15 protein-coding genes and 1 tRNA gene are annotated in these 19,199 nt (G+C 67.4%); 5 read left to right on the forward strand and 11 right to left on the reverse strand.

Features of this window, described 5'->3' with window-relative positions; translation table 11 throughout:
• Positions 1-10: 10 nt before the first annotated feature.
• Positions 11-598 (forward strand): ribosome biogenesis factor YjgA, encoded by a 588-nt coding sequence (gene yjgA / locus CCR98_RS15080; RefSeq protein ID WP_087923240.1) that lies wholly within the window; start codon positions 11-13, stop codon positions 596-598.
• A gap of 41 nt (positions 599-639) precedes the next feature.
• Here yjgA and tldD read toward each other — a convergent pair whose 3' ends face one another.
• The 4 genes from tldD to CCR98_RS15100 are packed head-to-tail and all read right to left on the reverse strand — an operon-like array spanning position 640 to position 8,120.
• Positions 640-2,085, reverse strand: a complete 1,446-nt coding sequence (gene tldD / locus CCR98_RS15085; RefSeq protein WP_087923241.1) for a metalloprotease TldD — start codon at positions 2,083-2,085, stop codon at positions 640-642.
• Between the two features lie 58 nt (positions 2,086-2,143).
• Entirely contained in the window at positions 2,144-6,001 is a 3,858-nt protein-coding gene (locus tag CCR98_RS15090) for a YhdP family protein (RefSeq protein WP_087923242.1), read from the reverse strand.
• Between the two features lie 30 nt (positions 6,002-6,031).
• On the reverse strand, positions 6,032-7,519 hold the full coding sequence (rng, locus tag CCR98_RS15095; protein ID WP_005418079.1) for a ribonuclease G: 1,488 nt from the start codon (positions 7,517-7,519) through the stop codon (positions 6,032-6,034).
• On the reverse strand, positions 7,512-8,120 hold the full coding sequence (locus tag CCR98_RS15100) for a Maf family nucleotide pyrophosphatase (protein ID WP_087923243.1): 609 nt from the start codon (positions 8,118-8,120) through the stop codon (positions 7,512-7,514). Before CCR98_RS15100 ends, rng begins: the two co-directional genes overlap by 8 nt.
• A 130-nt stretch (positions 8,121-8,250) precedes the next feature.
• Between CCR98_RS15100 and CCR98_RS15105 the strand changes: the two genes are divergently transcribed.
• The 3 genes from CCR98_RS15105 to CCR98_RS15115 all read left to right on the forward strand — a co-directional run bounded on the left by CCR98_RS15105 (position 8,251) and on the right by CCR98_RS15115 (position 12,847).
• Entirely contained in the window at positions 8,251-8,988 is a 738-nt protein-coding gene (locus CCR98_RS15105; RefSeq protein ID WP_075677026.1) for an SIMPL domain-containing protein, read from the forward strand.
• A 216-nt stretch (positions 8,989-9,204) separates the two neighbouring features.
• Positions 9,205-9,855, forward strand: coding sequence for an energy transducer TonB (locus CCR98_RS15110; protein WP_087923244.1), 651 nt, complete (start codon positions 9,205-9,207; stop codon positions 9,853-9,855).
• A 196-nt stretch (positions 9,856-10,051) separates the two neighbouring features.
• Complete coding sequence (locus CCR98_RS15115) at positions 10,052-12,847, forward strand: TonB-dependent receptor (RefSeq protein ID WP_087923245.1); 2,796 nt, start codon at positions 10,052-10,054, stop codon at positions 12,845-12,847.
• A gap of 85 nt (positions 12,848-12,932) precedes the next feature.
• Here the strand turns inward: CCR98_RS15115 and CCR98_RS15120 are convergent, their stop codons facing one another.
• Positions 12,933-13,985: a hypothetical protein gene (locus tag CCR98_RS15120; RefSeq protein ID WP_157721539.1), complete on the reverse strand. Its 1,053-nt coding sequence runs from the start codon at positions 13,983-13,985 to the stop codon at positions 12,933-12,935.
• Positions 13,986-14,125: 140 nt separating this feature from the next.
• Here CCR98_RS15120 and CCR98_RS15125 point away from each other — a divergent pair, with 140 nt between their 5' ends.
• Positions 14,126-15,547 (forward strand): basic amino acid/polyamine antiporter, encoded by a 1,422-nt coding sequence (locus tag CCR98_RS15125; protein ID WP_087923247.1) that lies wholly within the window; start codon positions 14,126-14,128, stop codon positions 15,545-15,547.
• Between the two features lie 131 nt (positions 15,548-15,678).
• Here CCR98_RS15125 and CCR98_RS15130 read toward each other — a convergent pair.
• From CCR98_RS15130 to lptE, 6 genes are all read right to left on the reverse strand, one after another.
• Positions 15,679-15,755, reverse strand: a tRNA-Asn gene (locus CCR98_RS15130).
• Between the two features lie 22 nt (positions 15,756-15,777).
• Positions 15,778-16,248 (reverse strand): 23S rRNA (pseudouridine(1915)-N(3))-methyltransferase RlmH, encoded by a 471-nt coding sequence (gene rlmH / locus CCR98_RS15135; RefSeq protein WP_005418108.1) that lies wholly within the window; start codon positions 16,246-16,248, stop codon positions 15,778-15,780.
• A gap of 64 nt (positions 16,249-16,312) precedes the next feature.
• A complete protein-coding gene (gene rsfS / locus CCR98_RS15140; protein WP_005418109.1) occupies positions 16,313-16,723 on the reverse strand; it encodes a ribosome silencing factor in 411 nt (136 codons plus the stop codon).
• Between the two features lie 58 nt (positions 16,724-16,781).
• Positions 16,782-17,447: a nicotinate-nucleotide adenylyltransferase gene (gene nadD / locus CCR98_RS15145; protein ID WP_014647945.1), complete on the reverse strand. Its 666-nt coding sequence runs from the start codon at positions 17,445-17,447 to the stop codon at positions 16,782-16,784.
• A gap of 3 nt (positions 17,448-17,450) precedes the next feature.
• Positions 17,451-18,488 (reverse strand): DNA polymerase III subunit delta, encoded by a 1,038-nt coding sequence (gene holA / locus CCR98_RS15150; protein WP_087923248.1) that lies wholly within the window; start codon positions 18,486-18,488, stop codon positions 17,451-17,453.
• A 12-nt stretch (positions 18,489-18,500) separates the two neighbouring features.
• The gene (gene lptE / locus CCR98_RS15155; protein ID WP_087923249.1) at positions 18,501-19,085 is read right to left on the reverse strand and encodes an LPS assembly lipoprotein LptE; all 585 of its coding nucleotides are present in this window, start codon (positions 19,083-19,085) and stop codon (positions 18,501-18,503) included.
• Between the last annotated feature and the right edge of the window lie 114 nt (positions 19,086-19,199).

The following is a 19,199-nucleotide window of genomic DNA, read 5'->3' on the forward strand; positions in this document are numbered from 1 at the left end:
GGTAGGGACGATGCGCGGACGCGACGAAGAAACCGGTGAATTCCACGACAAGAGCCGCAGCCAGAACCGGCGCGACGCACTCGACGTGCTGGCCCTGGGCGAGAAGCTGGTGTCGCTGACCCCGGCCCAGCTGGCGCGCCTGCCGATTCCGGAAGACCTGCTGCCGCACATCGCCGAGTGCAAGCGCATCACTGCCCATATCGCCCACAAGCGCCAGCTGGCGTTCCTGGCCAAGCACATGCGCCGCGAGGAAGACGCCACGCTGGACGCGATCCGCGATGCGCTGGACGCCAACAGCGAAACCGGCCGCCGTGAAGTGGCGATGATGCACCGCGTGGAAGACTGGCGCGACCGCCTGCTGGCCGAGGGTGACAAGGCGCTTGCCGCCCTGCTCGACGACTACCCGCAGGCCGACCGCCAGCAGCTGCGCACCCTGCTGCGCAACGCGCAGACCGAGAAGGCGAAGAACAAGCCGCCGCGCGCCTACCGCGAGATCTTCCAGGTGCTGCGTACGCTGATGCTGCCGGCGGCGCTGGGCCTGAAGACGGCGGGCGACGAACACGCCGACGATCCGGTCGACGAGGCCGACGAGGACTGAGTCCGCGCCGGCGATGGCGGTGGCCGCGGCCATCGCCATGCTCAGGCCTGGGTACCGCCGACGGTGATGCCCTCGATCAACAGCGAGGGCTGGCCGACACCCACGGGCACGCTCTGCCCGTCCTTGCCGCAGATGCCGACGCCCTCGTCCAGGGCCAGATCGTTGCCGACCATGCGCACCTTCTGCATGGTTTCCGGGCCGTTGCCGATCAGGGTCGCGCCCTTCACCGGCGTGGTGATGCGGCCATCCTCGATCAGGTAGGCCTCGGTGGCCGAGAACACGTACTTGCCGCTGGTGATGTCGACCTGGCCGCCGCCGAAGTTGACCGCGTACAGGCCCTTCTTCACCGAACGGATCATCTCCTGCGGGTCGTGCTGGCCGGCACGCATGTAGGTATTGGTCATGCGCGGCATGGTCAGGTGCGCGAAGGATTCACGGCGCCCGTTGCCGGTCGGCGCCATGCCCATCAGCCGCGCATTGAGGCTGTCCTGCATGTATCCCACCAGGATGCCGTCCTCGATCAAGGTGGTGCACTGGCTGGGATGACCCTCGTCGTCGATGTTCAACGAACCACGGCGACCGTCCAGCGTGCCGTCATCGACGATGGTCACGCCCGGGGCGGCAACGCGCTCGCCGATGCGGCCGGCGTAGACGCTGGTGCCCTTGCGGTTGAAGTCGCCTTCCAGGCCATGGCCGACCGCTTCGTGCAGCAGCACGCCGGGCCAGCCCGGACCAAGCACCACCGGCATCACCCCGGCCGGCGCCGGCACCGCTTCCAGGTTCACCAGCGCCTGGCGCAGCGCTTCCTGGGCGAGGGCTTCGGGGCGGCCGCTGGCAAACAGGTCTTCGTAGCCATAGCGGCCACCGCCGCCGGCATAACCGGACTCGCGACGGCCGTTGTGCTCGACGATCACCTGCACGTTCAGGCGCACCAGCGGGCGCACGTCGGCCGCCAGCACGCCGTCGCTGCGGGCGATCAGCACCGTGTCGACGCCGCCGGACAGGCTGACCATCACCTGCTTCACGCGTGGATCGGCGGCACGCAGGTAGCCGTCCAGGCGCTTGAGCACCTCGACCTTGGCCTCGTTGCCGATGCCGTCGATCGGGTCCAGCGCCGGGTACAACGCGCGCGCATTGCCGCGCAGCAGCGATCGCCCGGCCTGGGCACCGCCCTCGCGCGAGATCGCGCGCGCCGATTGCGCCGCCGCCAGCAGCGCGTCGGCATGGATGTCATCGGAGTATGCGAAACCGGTCTTCTCGCCGGAAATCGCCCGCACGCCCACGCCCTGCTCGATGGAATGGGCGCCGTCCTTGACGATGCCGTCTTCCACGCTCCAGCTCTCGCGGCGGGCGTGCTGGAAATAAAGGTCGCCGAAGTCGACACCGGGGCCGAGCAGCTGGCCGAAGGTGCGCTCCAGGCCAGCGGTATCCAGGCCGCCGGGGCGCAGCAGGCGGTCTTGGGCAAGCGTCAGGGCGATATCAGTCATGGTCTCGATCTGGGGGTGCGGGGGCGCTCAGGCAAGCCCCGTGAACAGGGAACCGCGCTCAACGCGAGCGCGGCAGGTCGGTGACGGTCGGCGGAATGGCCGGTGCAGGTGCCGGCTCGGGCGGTGATGGGGTCTTGTCGCGGCTGCGCTCGATCACTTCCACCTTCGGCTCCTTCCATGGACCGGTCACCTTGTAGGTACGGGCGCCAATCTCGCCCAGCGGTTTGGACAATACCGCATTGGTTGCCGCGCCCAGCGCGGCGCCCACCGGGCCACCGGCCACCGCACCGACCACGGTCAGCAGGTTGCCCGCGCGCGGGTTGACGTCGATGGTCTGGTCGAACTGCTGGTTGCGCAGGTCGGCCTGGCCACGGATGGTGATGTTGGCCGCGGGGCCTTCGATCAGCACCTTGTCGGTGCGCGCCATGCCCTGGCCGAACTGCATGCTGCCGTCGATCTGGTTGAACGCAAAGCCCTTGGAGAAGAAGTCGCGGAAATCGAACATCAGCCGCCGCGGCAGCTGCGCGACGCTGAGCAGGCCCAGCACGCGGCCGGCGCCCGGATCCAGCTCCAGCAGCTGGCCATTGCGCGCGTGCAGGTCGAGGCTGCCCTGCAGGTTGCCCAGCTGGAAGTCCGACGGCCCCCCACTCCACGAGGCCTGCAGCTGCGCCTGGCCGGAACCGCCACGCAGCTGGCCACCGTAATCGAGGTTCTGCATCAACCCACCCAGGTCTTCGCTGCGCACCTGCGCGGTCAGCTCGGTACGGGCACCACCGGTACGGCCCAGCCAGCGGCCGCTGATGTCGATCTCCTGGTCCGGCGCACGGAAGCGCAGCTCGTCCACGTTCAGGCCATTGGCCAGCGGGCGCGTGCGCAGTACCGCCTGGCCCAGCACCACCTTGCCGAACTTCAGGTCGGCGATGTCCAGCGCGAACGGCGGCAGCTTGGCCGGGTCCATGTCGTTGGCGCCGGCCTGTACCCGTGCCGGTGTGGCCGGCGCACCCGGAGCCGCCGGCAGTGACTGCCAATGCACGCGGTCGAGCTGGCCACTGATGGTGCCGCCGTCTGCATTGGGGACGGTCAGGCGCCCGGCCAGCGACGGGCCATCCAGACGCACATCCAGTGCCTGCGCGCCCGGGCGCAGCTGCAACCGGGTCTGTTCGAACACGCCACCGATCAGCTTCAGCTGGCCGACCTGCACGTCGACCGCACGCAGCGGCATGGCATCGTCGTCACTGCCACCCCGCGCCAGGCTGATCCACTCCAGCGCATCCAGGGTCGGGCTGCGGCCATTGACGGTCAATCCGCTCGGCGGCGGCTCGCGGTCGACGTGGTCGCTGCCAAGCGTCACCTGCACACCGGTCTGGTTGTTGTGGCTGCGTGCGGCCAGCGCCAGGCGCTGCCCGAACGCCACGTCGATGCGGCCGGCCCCCATCGGCAGCTGTGCAGCCACCGTGGTCGCCAATGGTTCGGCAGCCGGTTTGTCCAACGGTGCCGGCAGGTCCAGCCGGGTGCCGACAAGATCGGAGCTCAACCGCAGCTCGCTGGGCGGCGCAGGCGCCCCTGGAGCCGCCCTGGGCAGGTTGACCGCGATGGTCCACGGCGAAGTTCCGGTGATGTAGGGCTTGAGCCAGGCCATCTCCGGCGCGCGGTCGATCAGTACGCCGGCATCAAGATGGGCCGTCAGCTGCGACTCGAAGGCCCGCGTGCTGTCGTGCACGTAGCCACCGGCACGCAGGCTCAGGCGACCGTCCTGGCCGAGGTGGCGCACCGACAGTGCCTCGGCATCGAAACCGCCATTGCTGTAGCGCGCCTGCCCGTGCATGTTGTCGAAGGCGAGCTGGAAGCGCTTGTCGACCAGCTTCACGCCGGCCAGATCGACCGTCCCCTGCAGGTGGCCGCCACCTTCATCGTGGTGCAGTGGCTGCAGCAGATCGAAGGTCACATGCGCCGGGCCGGCAGCGGTGAGGTTGTCCAGGGTGTCGCCATAATCCTTGTGCAGCGGGCTCTGCCGCAACATCGCCAGCAGTCTGCCGGCGTCGCTCTGCGCATCGGCACGCACGTACAGCGGCTGCTGCCCGAAATCCTGGATGCCCGCCTCGAACGTCTGTACCGCCACGCCGGCCAGGTCGCCGCGCCCGTGCATGTCGAAGCCGGGGCCGATGAAGGCGATATCGGCGTCGACCTGGCTCATCAACGGCCAATCGTGCTGGAAACGGATGTCGCCCTTGGTGATATGGCCGGTGGCCTCGAAGCGGCCGTCGTTGTTGTCGAACGGCCAATCGTCCAGGTCGCCACTGACCAGGCCGATGCCATTGCGCACCTGGCCGCCGGCCAGCGCCATGTCCAGCCAGTCGGTGGCGCCCTTGCTCATCTTGGAGTGGATCCAGAAGCGCTTGGCTGCGGTCATCGGCACGTCGTCCAGCTTGGCGGCCAGCTGCAGCCACGGCCGCGTACCGTCGCCCTGGAACCAGACGCCACCGCGCACGTCGGCCGCATAGTCGGTACCTTCCACGCGCATGGCCGGCGTTCCGATGCGCCAGCCACCGCCTTCATCGCGCCAGCCCACCACCTGGCCCGCCAGGTGCAGATCGTGGCGCACGCCGAAGCCGGTCGGCCAATCGAACTGCAGCTGGCGTTGCGGTTGCAGCTGCAGGCTGAAGCCATCCGCGTCGCCTTCGAAGCGCCCGCCCAGGCCGCGCAGGCCGGGCGAATTGCCCACGCTGGCGAAGCCCAGCGACTGCAGTTCACCCTGCGCCCACAGCGGGCCATCGCGTTCGCCCGCCAGCTGCAACTCGCGCACATCCAGCTGCGGCCTGGACAGGAACAGCCAGCGACGCAGGCCCGGGTCAAGACGATCGCTCAAGGCCAGCGCACGCAGCGCGGTGCCGGCCTGCACTTCGCCAGAACGGACCCGCAGCTGCTTGCCAAGCTGCAGCTGCAGGCCATCGAGCTGCTGCTCGCCCTCTTCGGTTTTCAGGCGCAGGCGCGGCACCTGCAACGCCCAGCCATCAGCCTGGCGCTGCCAGCGCAGGCGTGCATGCAACCGTTGCAGCTGCAGCTGGGGTACTGCCACGCCCGGCATCGGGGCGCCATCGATACGCACGTCCCGCAGGTCCGAATCGGTGGTCAGCGCCACCGGCGCGAAATCACGCAGGGTCAGCCACAGGTTCAGCTCACCCTTGCCCTCGCGCAGGCGCACACCGCCGGCCGCCAGCAAGGGCGACCAGGCGTGGAAATCGACCGGGTCGGCGCCCAGCCAGGCCTGGCCGTTGCCGCGCATGCGGTCCACGTCCAGTACCGCGGTCAGCGGCAGCGCTTCGGCCTGCGCCCAGGCGCGTACACCCACGCGCAGGCGATCGCCATTGACCCGCATGCGCAGGTCAATGCGCGGCAGCGTGGTGTCGATGCCCAGTGCCGGCGCGCGCACGCCCAGGCGGCCCCCGATCACCTGCAGTTCTCCCAACCGGCGCAATGCATCCAGCGGATCGCCGCCGTTGTCGGACTGCGGCAGCCCCCGCACCGTCCAGCGTCCGTCCTCGCCCTGCTGCAGGTCCAGCGCCAGGCCACGCAGGCGCAGCTCGGTCAGCGAGCGCCCGGGCAGCAGCCCGCTGTACATCGAGACCAGCACCTCGGCCTCGCCGATCGCCAGGCCCTGGCCGGCACCGATGCGCAGGCCCTTCAGCTGCAGCAGCGGGCCACGACGGGTCCAGGCCGTCTGCAGCTGGTCGAAACGCACCGGTTGGCCAGCACGCTCACTCAGCCAGGCGGCAATCCTGTCGGGATGTCGCTCGGCCAGCGGCAGCAGCTGGCTGAGCGTGCCCACCAGCAGTGCAAGCCCGACCAGGCCCACCGCGCAGGCGGCAATGAAATGACGGCGGATCCTTCGCAGTCGCAGGCGCGGCGGCGCGCTCATCGGCCACCGCCGGCCTGCAGCCGGCGAGGATCAGAGCAGAACAACATCGAATTGCTCCTGCAGGTACTGCTCGTCCGCCTGGAAGCGGATGCTCTTGCCGAGGAACTCTTCCAGCTCGGCCACCGCCGAGGATTCCTCATCGGTGATGCGCGCCACCACCTTGGTCGACGCGATCACCAGCAGCCGCGCGGCATCGAACTGGCGCACGGCACGGGTGATCTCGCGGAAGATCTCGTAGGTCACCGTCTCGGTGGTCTTGATGCTGCCGCGGCCGCTGCACTGCGGGCAGGTCTCCGACAGCTGGCGCTCCAGGCTTTCCACCGTGCGCTTGCGGGTCATCTCCACCAGGCCCAGCGGCGAGAAATCATAGACCGTGGTCTTGGCATGGTCGCGGGCCAGCGCCTTTTCCAGCGTGCGCAGCACCTGGCGGCGATGCTCTGCATCATCCATGTCGATGAAGTCGATGATGATGATGCCGCCCAGGTTGCGCAGCCGCAGCTGCCGCGCCACCGCCTGCGCCGCTTCCAGGTTGGTGCGGAACACCGTTTCTTCCAGGTTGCGCTGGCCGAGGAACGAACCGGTGTTGACGTCGATGGTGGTCATCGCCTCGGTCTGGTCGATCACCAGGTAGCCACCGGATTTGAGCGGTACCTGCTTGTCCAGTGCGCGGCCGATCTCGTCCTCCACGCCGAACATGTCGAAGATCGGGCGGTCGCCGGAATACAGCTCCAGCTTCTCGGCCAGCACCGGCATGTACTTGGCGACGAAGGCCTGCAATTGGCCGAAGGTCTCCTTCGAGTCCACCTTGACCTTGTCCACGTCCTTGCGGATCAGGTCGCGCACCGACCGCAGCGGCAGGCTCAGGTCTTCATAGATGATGCTGCACGACGGCGCTTCGCGGCCGCGGCGCTCGACCACGTTCCATACGCGCGACAGGTAGGCGATGTCCTCGGCGATGGCCTCGGCCGGCTGGCCTTCGGCGTTGGTGCGCACGATGTAACCGTAGCCACCGTGCTGTGCCGACAGTTCGGTCACCAGCGCCTTCAGGCGGGCGCGCTCGGTTTCGTCCTCGATGCGCGCCGACACGCCCACCACCTTGGACTGCGGCAGCAGCACCATGTAGCGCGAGGGAATGCTGATCTGCGTGGTCAGGCGTGCGCCCTTGGTGCCGATCGGGTCCTTCACCACCTGCACCACGATGTCCTGGCCATCACGCAGCAGCTCGACGATCGGCACGCTGGCCGGCGGCGGCAGGGTGGTGTTCTCGGTGTCGGCGCTGGCCACCGGTGCCGGACGCACCACGTCGTTGGCGTGCAGGAACGCGGCGCGCTCCAGGCCGACTTCGACGAAAGCGGCCTGCATGCCGGGCATGACCCGCTGCACCTTGCCCTTGTAGATGTTGCCGACCACGCCCCGGCGCCAACCGCGCTCGATGTGCAGTTCCTGCAGCATGCCATTTTCGATCACCGCGACCCGGGTCTCGCGCGGGGTCACATTGACCAGGATTTCCTCAGACATCGGCAGCCTCCCTGGCGGCATCGGCAGTGGGGGCCGGCACGCCACAGCGCGCCAGCAGACGATCGGTATGCAGCAGCGGCAGCCCCATGACGCCGGAGTAGCTGCCGGAAAGGTGTTCGATCCAGCGTTCGGCCCCGCCCTGGATGGCGTAGGCACCGGCCTTGTCCAGCGGCTCGCCGGTAACGACATAGGCAGCGATGTCGGCGGCGTCGATCGGGGCGAAGGTCACCTCGGATATGACCAGCTCGCTGTCCAGGCCGGTGGCATCAACCACCACCACCGCGGTCATCACCTGGTGGGTGCGCCCGGCCAGTCGCGCCAGCATTGCCCGCGCATCGGCGGCATCGGACGGCTTGCCGAAGACCTCGCCGTCCAGCACCACCTCGGTGTCCGAACCGAGCACGCGCGCCTGCGGGTCGTCGGCCAGCACCTGGGCCAGGCCGGCGCGCGCCTTGTCGGCGGCGACCCGGCACACGTACTGCTCGGCACTTTCAGTCGCCGCGCGCTGCTCGACGACCTCCAGGTCAAGGGCCTGGAAGGGGCGTCCGAGTCGGGCCAGCAGCTGGTTGCGTCGGGGGGAGCGGGAAGCAAGATAGAGCATCGGCACAGCATAACCTGAGGCCGCCACCTGAATCGTCGGCAACCCGTTACGGAACGCGTACAACCCCGAACAGGCTCACAGCGCGTTCATCGCTACGACACCACCCTCACTGCCACAACAAGGAGATCCCATGCGCCTGACCGCCACCCCGCTGCTGCTTGCCCTGTCCCTTGCCCTTGGAACCTCGATGACCGCCCATGCCGCTCCGTCGTCGCCGTCGATCGCCGCCGCGGCCGAAGGCACCCTGCTGAACATTTCGGCCAACGCCGAGGCGACCCGCGTGCCGGACGTCGCCACCCTGTCGGCCGGCGTGGTCACCCAGGCCGCCGACGGCAACAGCGCCATGCGCCAGAACGCCCAGCAGATGGACAAGGTGCTGGCCGCGATCAAGGCCGCCGGCATCGCCGAGCGCGACGTGCAGACCAGCGGCGTCAGCCTCAACCCGCAGTACCGCTATGCCGACAATGAAGCACCGAAGATCACCGGCTACCAGGCCAGCAATACGGTCAGCCTGAAGGTCCGCGACATCGCCAAGCTCGGCAAGGTGCTCGACGCGCTGGCCGCACAGGGTGCCAACCAGATCAATGGCCCCAGCTTCGAGATCGACCAGCCGGAACCGGTCTATGACGAAGCCCGCCTGGCTGCCCTGAAGAAAGCCCAGGCCCGTGCCCAGACCTATGCCAAGTCGTTGGGCCTGCAGGTGCGCCGCATCGTCAGCATCTCCGAGAACAGCAACGGCGGTTTCCGCCCGATGCAGATGATGCGCACCATGTCGGCCGGTGCGGCGATGGACAAGGCCACCCCGGTCGCACCGGGTGAATCGACCGTCTCGGTCAACCTGGACGTGGTGTTCGAACTGGGCCGCTGATCGCGTCCGCCACGGCCGGCACAGGCGGGTCCCGCAGGGGGCCCGCCTTTTTCGTGCGTTCCGCCGACGCTGGCTGAAGGCCAGCCCAACGATCATGCCCCTGCCTCTAGGCAGTAGCCGCCATGCCGCGCTACTGATGGACTGCCAGCCGCGTGCGGCAACCCCGCCACGGGCCCTGGTGCGTTGAGGACTTCGTCACTGGCATGGAGGTGGATCATGGTTCGTACGTATCCCGTTGCATCCCCGCACTTCGACCCCGCCCGCGTAGCCGCCTGGAGCGCGGCGATCGCCCTGCACCTGCTGGCCTTCCTGTTGCTGCTCATCCCTGCGACCTACCAGGCCGTGCAGGTCCCCCGTGACAAGACCACGGTCAGGCTGATCGAGAAGATCCCGCCGACACCGCCCCCTCCGGTGCTGCAGGAGCCGAAGGAAGTGGCCCGGGTCGTGCCGAAACCACAGGCCCAGCCGGTGACGCCGCCGCTGCCGCCTCCGACCGCCACGGTGGAGGAGACCCAGGGCATCGCACTGCCGGCGGCCGAACCGGCCCCACCGCAGCTCGCGCCCAGCATCGACACGTCCACCCCGCTGGCCGGCGCCCAGCTGCGGTACCGCAGCGCACCGCCGCCGAGCTACCCGATCCAGTCCCTGCGCAATCACGAACAGGGCACGGTGCTGTTGCGGGTGGAAGTGGACATCCAGGGCCAGCCAGTCGCCGTCAGCGTCGAGCGCAGCAGCGGCTCGCGCAACCTGGACCAGGCCGCCCGCCAGCAGGTGCTCAGGCACTGGCGCTTCGAGCCTGCCCAGCGTGACGGCATGGCGGTTCCGGCCATCGGCATGGTGCCGGTGCAGTTCTCGCTGCCGGACTGAGCGACCCACCGGCCCGGCCTCGCGCCGGGCCGGACCCTGCCGCAGCCGTGGGGGATGCGGACAGACGAGGGCCAAGCGTTACCGATTAAGCAAAAATTCACGACTTCGTCACCTGCTGGAAACCTAGATTGGCGCGTCCCGGTATCGATCCGGCGACAGCCCTCAACGCTACGGTTTTCCAGTTAGGAGAGAAGCTGTGAAACACCCGATCCAACGGCCCGCCAGCCGCCGCCGCACCACCCTGGCATCGTCCATCACCCATATCCTCACCGGCGGCGCCCTGCTGCTGGCCGGCGCCGTCGCTTCCTCCTCCGCCTTCGCGCAGGAAAAAGCCACCAACCTCGACCGCATCACGGTCACCGGTTCCAACATTCCCCGCACCAACACCGAGACGCCGTCCCCGGTGCAGGTGGTGAGCCGCCAGGAGATCGACCGCAGTGGCAAGACCACGCTGGCCGAGTACCTGCAGACCATCACCGCCGATGGCGCGGGCTCCATTCCCAAGACCTTCGGCAACGGCTTCGCCGGTGGCGGCGCCGGCATCTCGCTGCGCGGCCTCGGTGCCGGCTCGACGCTGGTGCTGTTGAATGGCCGACGCATGGCGACCTACGGCCTGGCCGATGACGGCCAGAAGGTGTTCACCGACCTCAGCACCATTCCGCTCGATGCCGTCGAACGCGTGGAAGTGCTGAAGGACGGCGCTTCGGCGATCTACGGCTCCGACGCCATCGCCGGCGTGGTCAACATCATCCTGCGCACCGACTTCGAAGGTGCGATCCTGCGCGCGTCCTACGGCCTGTCCGGCGACAGCGACGGCGACACCAAGAAGGCCACCCTGACCGCAGGTACCGGCGACCTGTCCAAGGATGGCTGGAACGCATTCTTCAGCCTGGACGTCGGCAAGTCCGACGCGATCAAGATCAGCGACCGCAAGAACCGCAAGTGGATCGGTACCGGCGATACGCGCCCGTGGGGCTATGACGCCACCGATGCGCAGTTCCTCGGCGGCGCCTACCTCAGCGGCCGCACCAACGGCGGCGTCGGCCCGAACGGCTCGGTGTTCAACAATGACTCGCCGTCGCCGCACCTGGTCGCCCTGCCGGGCTGCGCCAACCTGAGCACCATTCCGGGCCAGACCGAAGCCTCTTCGGCGGCCCAGGGCTGCCTGTGGGATCCAGCGCAGCAGTATCGCGACCTGACCCCGGAAGAGAAGTACATCAACGTGTTCGGCCGCGCCACGTTCGCCTTCGGCGAAGGCGGCGAGATCTACACCGAGATCGGCTACTCGAAGAAGGAAACCATCTTCAGCAATACCCCTTCCGGTGTGTCCGGTGGCTGGGGCTTCCCCGGCGGCCCGAAGAACGCCAGCAGCGGTGACGGCGCGACGATGCTCTATGCCGGGCATCCGGACAACCCGCTGCCGTATGCGGCGCGCCTGCGCTACAGCGCGTGGGACGTCGGCCCGCGCGTGACCGACAACACCAATGAGTTCAACCGCTTCCTGGTTGGCGCCAAGGGCAACTGGGGCGACTGGAGCTACGACACCGCCTACCTGCATTCGGGCACCGACCTGGTCAACAAGCGCACCGGCTTCCTGCGTTACAGTTCCGTGCTGTGTGCGCTGGGCAATCCGAACTGCGCCGGCGGTACATGGCGCATCGGTGACAACGCCAACCTGAACTCGCAGGCGCTGTACGACTACATCTCGCCGACCATCAGCGCGCGTGCCAAGTCCAGCCTGGACATGTTCGACTTCACCGTGTCACGCAGCCTGGCCGACCTCAAGGGTGGCCCGCTGGGACTGGCCATCGGTACCGAGTGGCGCAAGACCAGCAACAGCCTGACCCCGCAGACCTACACCGATCAGGGTGACATCATCGGCCTGGGCTACTCGGCCTACGACGGCACCCAGAACGTGTACGCCGGCTACGTCGAGCTGTCCGCGCCGGTGCTGGAACAGCTGGAACTGTCCGGCGCGGTGCGTTACGACAAGTACGAAAGTGGCGAAGGCAAGGCCACGCCGAAGCTGGGCGTGAAGTGGACCCCGGCCGACTGGATCGCCCTGCGCGCCAGCTACGCCGAAGGCTTCCGCGCGCCGAACCCGGCCGAGAACGGTGACGGTGGCCTGGCCGCCTTCTCCAATGCCCGCGATCCGGTGCGCTGTGCCATCGATGCAGACGAGTGCACGCCGCGCTCGATTGCGATCATCACCCGCCCGAACAAGGACCTGAAGCCGGAAGAGTCCAAGAGCTACTCGGTGGGCCTGGTGCTGCAGCCGACCTCGACCACTTCGATGACCGTCGATGCCTGGCAGATCAAGCGCACCAACGAGATCGTGCAGGGCAACACGGCGGCCGCCATCCTCGCCGGCAACGTGCTGCGTGACTCCAACAACATCGGTGGCGTGCCCAATTCCGGCAGCATCCTGGCCGTCAACACCGGCTACGTGAATGCCAGCTCGTCGCGGGTCCGCGGTATCGATACCGATATCCGCCAGACCTTCGATATCGGCCCGGGCCAGCTTGAGCTGGACCTGCAGTGGAGCCACATCCTGAAGTTCGAGCGCACCGAGGACGGTGAGACCGTCGACTATGCCGGCACCCACGGCAACTGCGACGTGACCAACTGCATCGGTACGCCGAAGGACAAGATCAACTTCGGCACCACCTGGAAGCAGGGTGCGTGGAGCGTCAGCGGTGTTGCCAACTACATCAGCAAGATGGACAACACCGACAAGCGCGGCGGCGACTACCAGGCGTCCTACGAGGATGGCACGCCGGTGACGAAGATCTCTTCGTTCACCACCTTCGATCTGTCCGGCCGCTGGAACATCACCGACGCCTTCGAGCTCAATGCCTCGGTGGCCAACGTGTTCGACCGCATCGCACCGCTCGATCCGACCACCTACGGCGGCGTGAACTACAACCCGATGCACTTCTCCGGTGCACTGGGCCGTTACTTCACCGTGGGTGCCAAGTACACCTTCAAGTAATCCTGCAGCAGCGTCACCTGCAAAGGCCCGGGCCAACACCCGGGCCTCTGCATTTTCAATGCCACCCGGCATTGTCGAGCCAGCGTCAGCCAAACAACCATAGCCAGCACATCCAGCAGAACAGCAGCACCGCGACGGCGGTGAGGCCCCAGAAGCAACGTTGGTACAGGCGCCGTTCGGCCACCTCCGAATTGAGATCGTCACGAGCGGACTGCAGCACCTTCTGCAACGTCGCCTTCTCCTTTCTCAGATCAGCAGCGACTTTCTGCATGCCGGCAAGCAGCTCCTCGCTCTGCTTCAACTGGGCAGATAACCTGCCATGGCTCTCTTCCAGTGCAAGACTGCGTGCGCTCGCCCCTGCCACCTCGGACTGCAGCAAGGCTTCCCGCCCGCTCAACGCCTGCAGGTGCTTCTGCTGGCTGCGCACCAGCGTCTCCAGATAATCGTTGCTGCTGGGATTGCTGAGGACCATCGCCTGCAGGAATCCACGCTCGCTTTCCAGCAAGCGCTTGATCCTTTCGAGGTATCGAGCTTCCTCCGCATCACTGGTTTCGTCCTCGGAAATGGTATAGCCGTAGATCGGCACCCTGCCGATATCCACTTCGATCACTGCAATGCCCAGTTGCCGGAGGCCATCCTGTTTTGCAGCATCCACAGCATGGGAGCGCCTGACCTCAAGCAGGAACTTCCCGTCCCACTTGGAACCCAGATCATCCTCGCTGGTGAACTCAACATACAAATCTGCCCGATAATCACCCCTTCCCGGCACCTGCCACTCCTGCTCCACCCGGGAGATCGAGATTCTCGATTCACGCCAGCGACGAGGCCCTTTTCTGGTAGGAAGCGAAAGGGACAGCTGCACATGATCCAGCCGACTGAAAGCCTCCTTGAACAACAGATGCTGCAGCGATTCGCCTCCCGCTGCCGCTCCGCCCTTCGCACCGTCGATATATGCGAAGTACCACGACCGCCCCTTCATCACGTGCTTCACTGGGCGCCGCTGGCCTGCACGGTGCGTTGAGAAATAGCGATCTCCCGTGGGTTCTCCAGCATAGTCCCTGTTGCGACGGTGGCCCACAGCCTGCGCCGTAACGTACTCGGTTCCATCGGGAGTGAGAAAGGCCCGCGATTTGGTCATGGGGTGCGCGCTCATGGAGGGAAGCCGACTATGCCAACCTTCCATCGCACCCGATGAGATGGATAAGATCGATGACCCGAATGCAACTGCTGCACTGCCCGGCCAGAAGGCCGATGGGATGACCGCAAGGGAACCAGAGCATGCCCTCGTCCAACCACCGTCTCGGCCTGCCCGCGTTGACTGCACTGGTAGTCGGCTCGATGGTCGGCGCCGGCATCTTCTCATTGCCGCAGAACGTTGCCCGCAGTGCCGGCCCGGCCGCCGCGATGATCGGCTGGGCGCTGAGCGGTGCGGGCATGCTGATGTTGGCCTTCGTGTTCCAGGCCCTGGCCAACCGCCGTCCGGACCTGGACACCGGCATCTATGCCTACGCCCGTGAGGGCTTCGGCAACTACATCGGCTTTTCCGCGGCCTGGGGATACTGGGTGGCTTCGGTACTGGGTAATGCCAGCTTCTTCGTGCTGATCTTCAGCGGACTGGGCCATTTCATGCCGGTCTTCGGCGAAGGCAACACTCCAGCCGCCGTGGCCGCTTCGTCCGTACTGTTGTGGACCGTGCACCTGCTGGTGCTGCGCGGCCTGCGCACGGCCGCCATCGTCAACGGCCTGGTGACCATGGCCAAGCTGCTGCCGATCGCGTTGTTCCTGATCCTGGCGGCAGGCGCGTTCCGCATGGACGTGTTCCGCGCCGATTTCCTCGGCACGCCCGCACTCGGCGACCTCGGCCAGCAGCTGCGCGGCATGATGCTGGTGACCGTGTGGGTGTTCATCGGCATCGAAGGGGCCAGCATCTATTCGCGGCGTGCCGCGCGCCGTGCCGACGTCGGCCGTGCCACGGTGATCGGTTTCCTGGGGGTCTGGCTGCTGCTCGTACTGGTCAGCCTGTTGTCGATGGGCGTGCTGTCGCAGGCCGAACTGGCCGGGCTGCCCAACCCGTCGATGGCTTATGTGCTGCGCGCCATTGTCGGCGAATGGGGCGCGACGGTGATCATCGGCGGTTCGATCATTTCGGTGCTGGGCGCGCTGCTGGCGTGGGTGCTGCTGTGTGCCGAAGTGCTGTATGCCGCCGCTGGCGACGGCACCATGCCAGCCTTCCTCGGCCGCGAGAATGCGCGCGGCGTGCCGGCCAATGCGCTCTGGTTGAGCAACGGCCTGATCCAGCTGTTCCTGCTGCTGGTGCTGGTCAACGCGGGCAGCTACACCGGGTTGGTGTTGCTGGCCGCTTCGATGAGCCTGGTGCCCTACTTCCTGTCCACCGCGTTCGGCGTGCAACTGGCATGGCGTGGGCAGGCCTATGCCGGCGAACCAGGCGTGCGCTGGCGCGATTTCGTGGTCGCACTGCTGGCCAGCGCCTATGCGCTGTGGCTGGTGTATGCCGGCGGCCTGGACAACCTGCTGCTGTCGGTGCTGCTGTACGTACCCGGCGTGGCGCTGTTCGCTTTGACCCGGCATCAGCGCGGCGAGCGGGTATTCACGCGCTGGGAGTGGGTGCTGTTCGGCGCGATCCTGACGGTGGCGATCGTAACGCTGATAGCGTTCTGGCGAGGAACACCGACACTCTAGAGCCAAGCCATGCTCGGCTGCCGCGGATGAGCCAGCCGTGCATGGTCGGCCCTACAACAGCAGTCGAGCAAGCTCGACCCTGCAAAGGGCGCAAAAAAAAACCTGCATCTCGCGATGCAGGTTTTTCAAGGTGGCGCCCGAAGTTGGACTCGAACCAACGACCCCCTGATTAACAGTCAAGTGCTCTAACCGGCTGAGCTATTCGGGCAGACGACTAGTATAACCACTCTTCACGCGCGATGGTAGGGGTGATTGGCAATCATTGCGGCGGCCCGATACAACTGCTCGGCCACCACCAGGCGCACCAGCATGTGCGGCAGCGTCAGCGGTCCGATCGACCACTTCTCATCGGCCAGCGCGGAGACCTCCGGCGAATGCCCTTCCGGGCCACCAATCAGGAACGCCAGGTCGCGACCCTGCCCGCGCCAATGCTCCAGGCGTTGTGCCAGCTGTTCGGAACTCAGCTGTCGCCCCGGCACATCCAGTGCCACCACGTAAGCGTTCTTCGGCAGCGCAGCGATGACCCGCTTGCCTTCATCTTCGGTGGCGCGGCGCGGATCACGCCCCTTGCCGCGCAGGCCGGGCTCGATTTCCACCAGCTCGAACGGCAGCCAGTGCGACAGCCGCTTCTGGTACTCGGCGAAGCCCTGCGCGACCCAGCTGGGCGCGCGTTCACCGGTGGCGATCAGGCGGGCTTTCATCAACGGTCCTCCAAAACGTCGACGGCGCCATCGGCGCCGTCGAAGGGGTGCATCAACGCGTGGCTCAGGCCACTTCGTCGTCGCTGGACGGCGGCTGGTCGCCAACGGTCCACAGGCGCTCGAGAGCGTAGAACTCACGCACGCGCGGCAGCATCACGTGGACGATCACGTCGCCCAGATCGACCAGCACCCACTCGGCTTCGCGCTCGCCTTCAACACCCAGCGGCATCACGTCGATGTTCTTGGCGAAGCGCACGACTTCATCGGCGATCGACTTGACGTGGCGGGTCGAGGTGCCCGAAACGACGATCATGTAGTCGGCAACGCTGGACCGGCCGCGCACATCGATCTCGACCAGGTCCTTGGCCTTCAGGTCTTCGGTGGCTTGGCGGACGCTGGCCAGCAGTTCCGGCACGGACGGCGGCGGGCTGGGCAGATCGACCTTGATGGTCTGGGGCTGGGTCTGGTTGCTCAAAGTGGATCGACTCGATAAACGTGGGGGCGATTATACGGGGATGGCGCGGCCGCGCCATTCACGCTGTGGCCGGGCGGTACAGCCCGTGTGCAGCGACGTAGTCCGCGACGGCCGGAGGCAGCAGGGCGCGCCAGGGGCCACCGGCGGCGATCTGCGAGCGCACGGCGCTGGCCGACTCCTCGCGCAGCGGGTGGTGCAGGCGCAGGATGCGCCCGGCCGGGCTGGCGAACAGGGCCTGCTCGTTGTCGGCCCAGCGCCCCTGCAGGGCACGCCCCAGCTCGCCGTCGATCGACGCCTGCAGCGGGCTGCCCGGGCGCTCGGCCACCACGAAGTGGGCCAGCCCGAACAGGGCCTCCCATTCGTGCCAACCAGACAGGCCCAGCAGGCTGTCGGCACCGACCAGCCAGGCCAGCGGCCGGCTCGGGCCCAGCTCGCCGCGCAGTTCGCGCAGGGTATCGACGGTATAGGACGGACGACCGGGATAGCGCGTGGCACGGTCCAGTTCACGGCGGTCCAGCAACAGGCCCGGCTCGTCGCCGATGGCCAGCGACAACATGGTGCAGCGCTGCTCGGCGGTGGCGCCGGGCACCGCACGGTGCGGCGGATCGCCCGCCGGCAACATGCGCACGGCCACCTGCAGTTCGTCCCGGGCGGCCCGCGCGATTGCCAGATGCCCCAGGTGCACCGGATCGAAGGTGCCCCCGTAATAGATCCGCAGGCTCATCGCTCAGGCCCGCGCCAGCAGGCGCACGGCACGCGGTTCGGCCACGGCCACCAGCAGGCGCTCCAGCGCCAGCCAGGCATCGCCATCGGCCCGCCCCTTGGCGATGCGGTCGACCAGACCGGCTTCGGCCACGAAGCGTTCCCAGCGCTTGCCTTCCGGGTGCCGCTGCAGCGCGCGCTTGTAGGGCGCCTGCCGCGATTCCCAGATACCACGCGACTTCATTTCGGCAGCCAGGTTGCCGCCACGGGCCTGCACCCGGGCCAGGCCGGCACCGGCCAGCAGTTCACGGATCACGATCGGCATCAACGCGGCCACCGCCTCGCCTTCACCGCGCAGGCCAGCCAGCATGCGCAGCACGGCCGGCGGCTGGCCGGAGAAACTCGCCTCCACCAGCCGGAATACGTCGTAGCGGGCAGCGTCAGCCACCAGCGATTCCATCCGCTCCACATCCAGCGGCTGGCCATCGGCCAACAGCGCCAACTTGTCGATTTCCTGGGCGGCGGCCAGCAGGTTGCCCTCCACCCGCTCGGCCAGGCGCTGCACGGCGGCCGGGTCGGCACGCAGGCTCTTGCCGCGCAGGCGGCGCTCGATCCAGTCCGGCAGTTCGTGCGGCTTGATCGCCCAGGCCACCGACAGCACGCCGATGCGGCTGACCGCCTCGGCCCACTTGCCCTGATGGGCCTTGCTCCATTCATTGGCGGTGATCATCAGCACCACGTCCGGCGCCGGATTGGCGCAGAACTGGCTGATCACCTCGGCGCCATCCTTGCCCGGCTTGCCGCTGGGCAGGCGCACCTCGACCAGGCGGCGGGCGCTGAACAGGCTGGGCGCATTGAAGCTGGCGTCGAGCTGGTTCCAGTCGAAATCTCGCCCGTCGGCGTCGAACACCTCGCGTTCGCCGATGCCCGCGGCGCGCGCGCGCGCGCGGACGGCATCGGCCGCCTCCAGCACGCGCAGGGTTTCCGGGCCTGCGATCAGGTACACCGGCGCCAACGGCGTGTCAGCGCCCTGGCTGGCCAGCTGCTCCGGACGCAGTTCCATCGTCGCTGCCGCTCAGTGCTTGACGGCGGCGGCCGGCGCGGCCGGCACCGCACCCTCGATCGGCTTGGTCTTCGGCGCGGACAGGCTGCCCCCCTTCTCGATCTCGGCGCGGACCACGCTGTCGATACGACGGATGATCGAGGCGGACATTTCCCGGCGCAGCTCCGTGGCCAGGATTTCGCGTTCGGTGGTGGTACCGGTGGCGTCGGTCGGCGGCGACACGTAGTCGCGCGACAGTTCGATCACCTGCTGCGGCACCAGCTCACTGCCATCCTCGCGGCGGAAGATGAAGATCACCGCATAGCGCAGGCTGTATTCCTGTGCACGGCCCTGCGAATCGATGGCGATCGGCAGGTCACCCCAGCGTTCGGACAGCACCTGCAGCTGGGTGCTGGGTTCCTTGCTGTCCTCATCGGCCAGCTTGGCACCGGAGGCCAGCAGGCTGCGATTGAGCAGCTTGACCAGTTCACTGTACGGGGCGGTGGAGACCACCTTCACCGGAGCGGTGTCGGTCGGCAGCATCAGCTTGTTGCGCAGATGGAAGCCGCAGCCGGCGAGGCCGAGGACAAGAACGAGGGCAAGCAGGATTCGGGTCATGGAGACAGTCTGGCGGAGCCGGGCGATCACGGCAACACACAGCGTGCCCGAAGCCGCGTGAATGCAGGGCCATCAGGCACCCGGCCCTGCTTCTGGAAAGGCACCGGCCACCGC

The organism is Stenotrophomonas sp. WZN-1, assembly GCF_002192255.1.
Lineage (GTDB): Bacteria > Pseudomonadota > Gammaproteobacteria > Xanthomonadales > Xanthomonadaceae > Stenotrophomonas.

Excerpts from the sequence above, each read along its gene's own strand:
- yjgA (WP_087923240.1), top strand. The coding sequence starts at position 11 with ATGCGCGGACGCGACGAAGAAACCGGTGAATTCCACGACAAGAGCCGC.
- tldD (WP_087923241.1), bottom strand. The coding sequence starts at position 2,085 with ATGACTGATATCGCCCTGACGCTTGCCCAAGACCGCCTGCTGCGCCCC.
- CCR98_RS15090 (WP_087923242.1), bottom strand. The coding sequence starts at position 6,001 with ATGAGCGCGCCGCCGCGCCTGCGACTGCGAAGGATCCGCCGTCATTTC.
- rng (WP_005418079.1), bottom strand. The coding sequence starts at position 7,519 with ATGTCTGAGGAAATCCTGGTCAATGTGACCCCGCGCGAGACCCGGGTC.
- CCR98_RS15100 (WP_087923243.1), bottom strand. The coding sequence starts at position 8,120 with ATGCTCTATCTTGCTTCCCGCTCCCCCCGACGCAACCAGCTGCTGGCC.
- CCR98_RS15105 (WP_075677026.1), top strand. The coding sequence starts at position 8,251 with ATGCGCCTGACCGCCACCCCGCTGCTGCTTGCCCTGTCCCTTGCCCTT.
- CCR98_RS15110 (WP_087923244.1), top strand. The coding sequence starts at position 9,205 with ATGGTTCGTACGTATCCCGTTGCATCCCCGCACTTCGACCCCGCCCGC.
- CCR98_RS15120 (WP_157721539.1), bottom strand. The coding sequence starts at position 13,985 with ATGACCAAATCGCGGGCCTTTCTCACTCCCGATGGAACCGAGTACGTT.
- CCR98_RS15125 (WP_087923247.1), top strand. The coding sequence starts at position 14,126 with ATGCCCTCGTCCAACCACCGTCTCGGCCTGCCCGCGTTGACTGCACTG.
- rlmH (WP_005418108.1), bottom strand. The coding sequence starts at position 16,248 with ATGAAAGCCCGCCTGATCGCCACCGGTGAACGCGCGCCCAGCTGGGTC.
- nadD (WP_014647945.1), bottom strand. The coding sequence starts at position 17,447 with ATGAGCCTGCGGATCTATTACGGGGGCACCTTCGATCCGGTGCACCTG.
- holA (WP_087923248.1), bottom strand. The coding sequence starts at position 18,488 with ATGGAACTGCGTCCGGAGCAGCTGGCCAGCCAGGGCGCTGACACGCCG.
- lptE (WP_087923249.1), bottom strand. The coding sequence starts at position 19,085 with ATGACCCGAATCCTGCTTGCCCTCGTTCTTGTCCTCGGCCTCGCCGGC.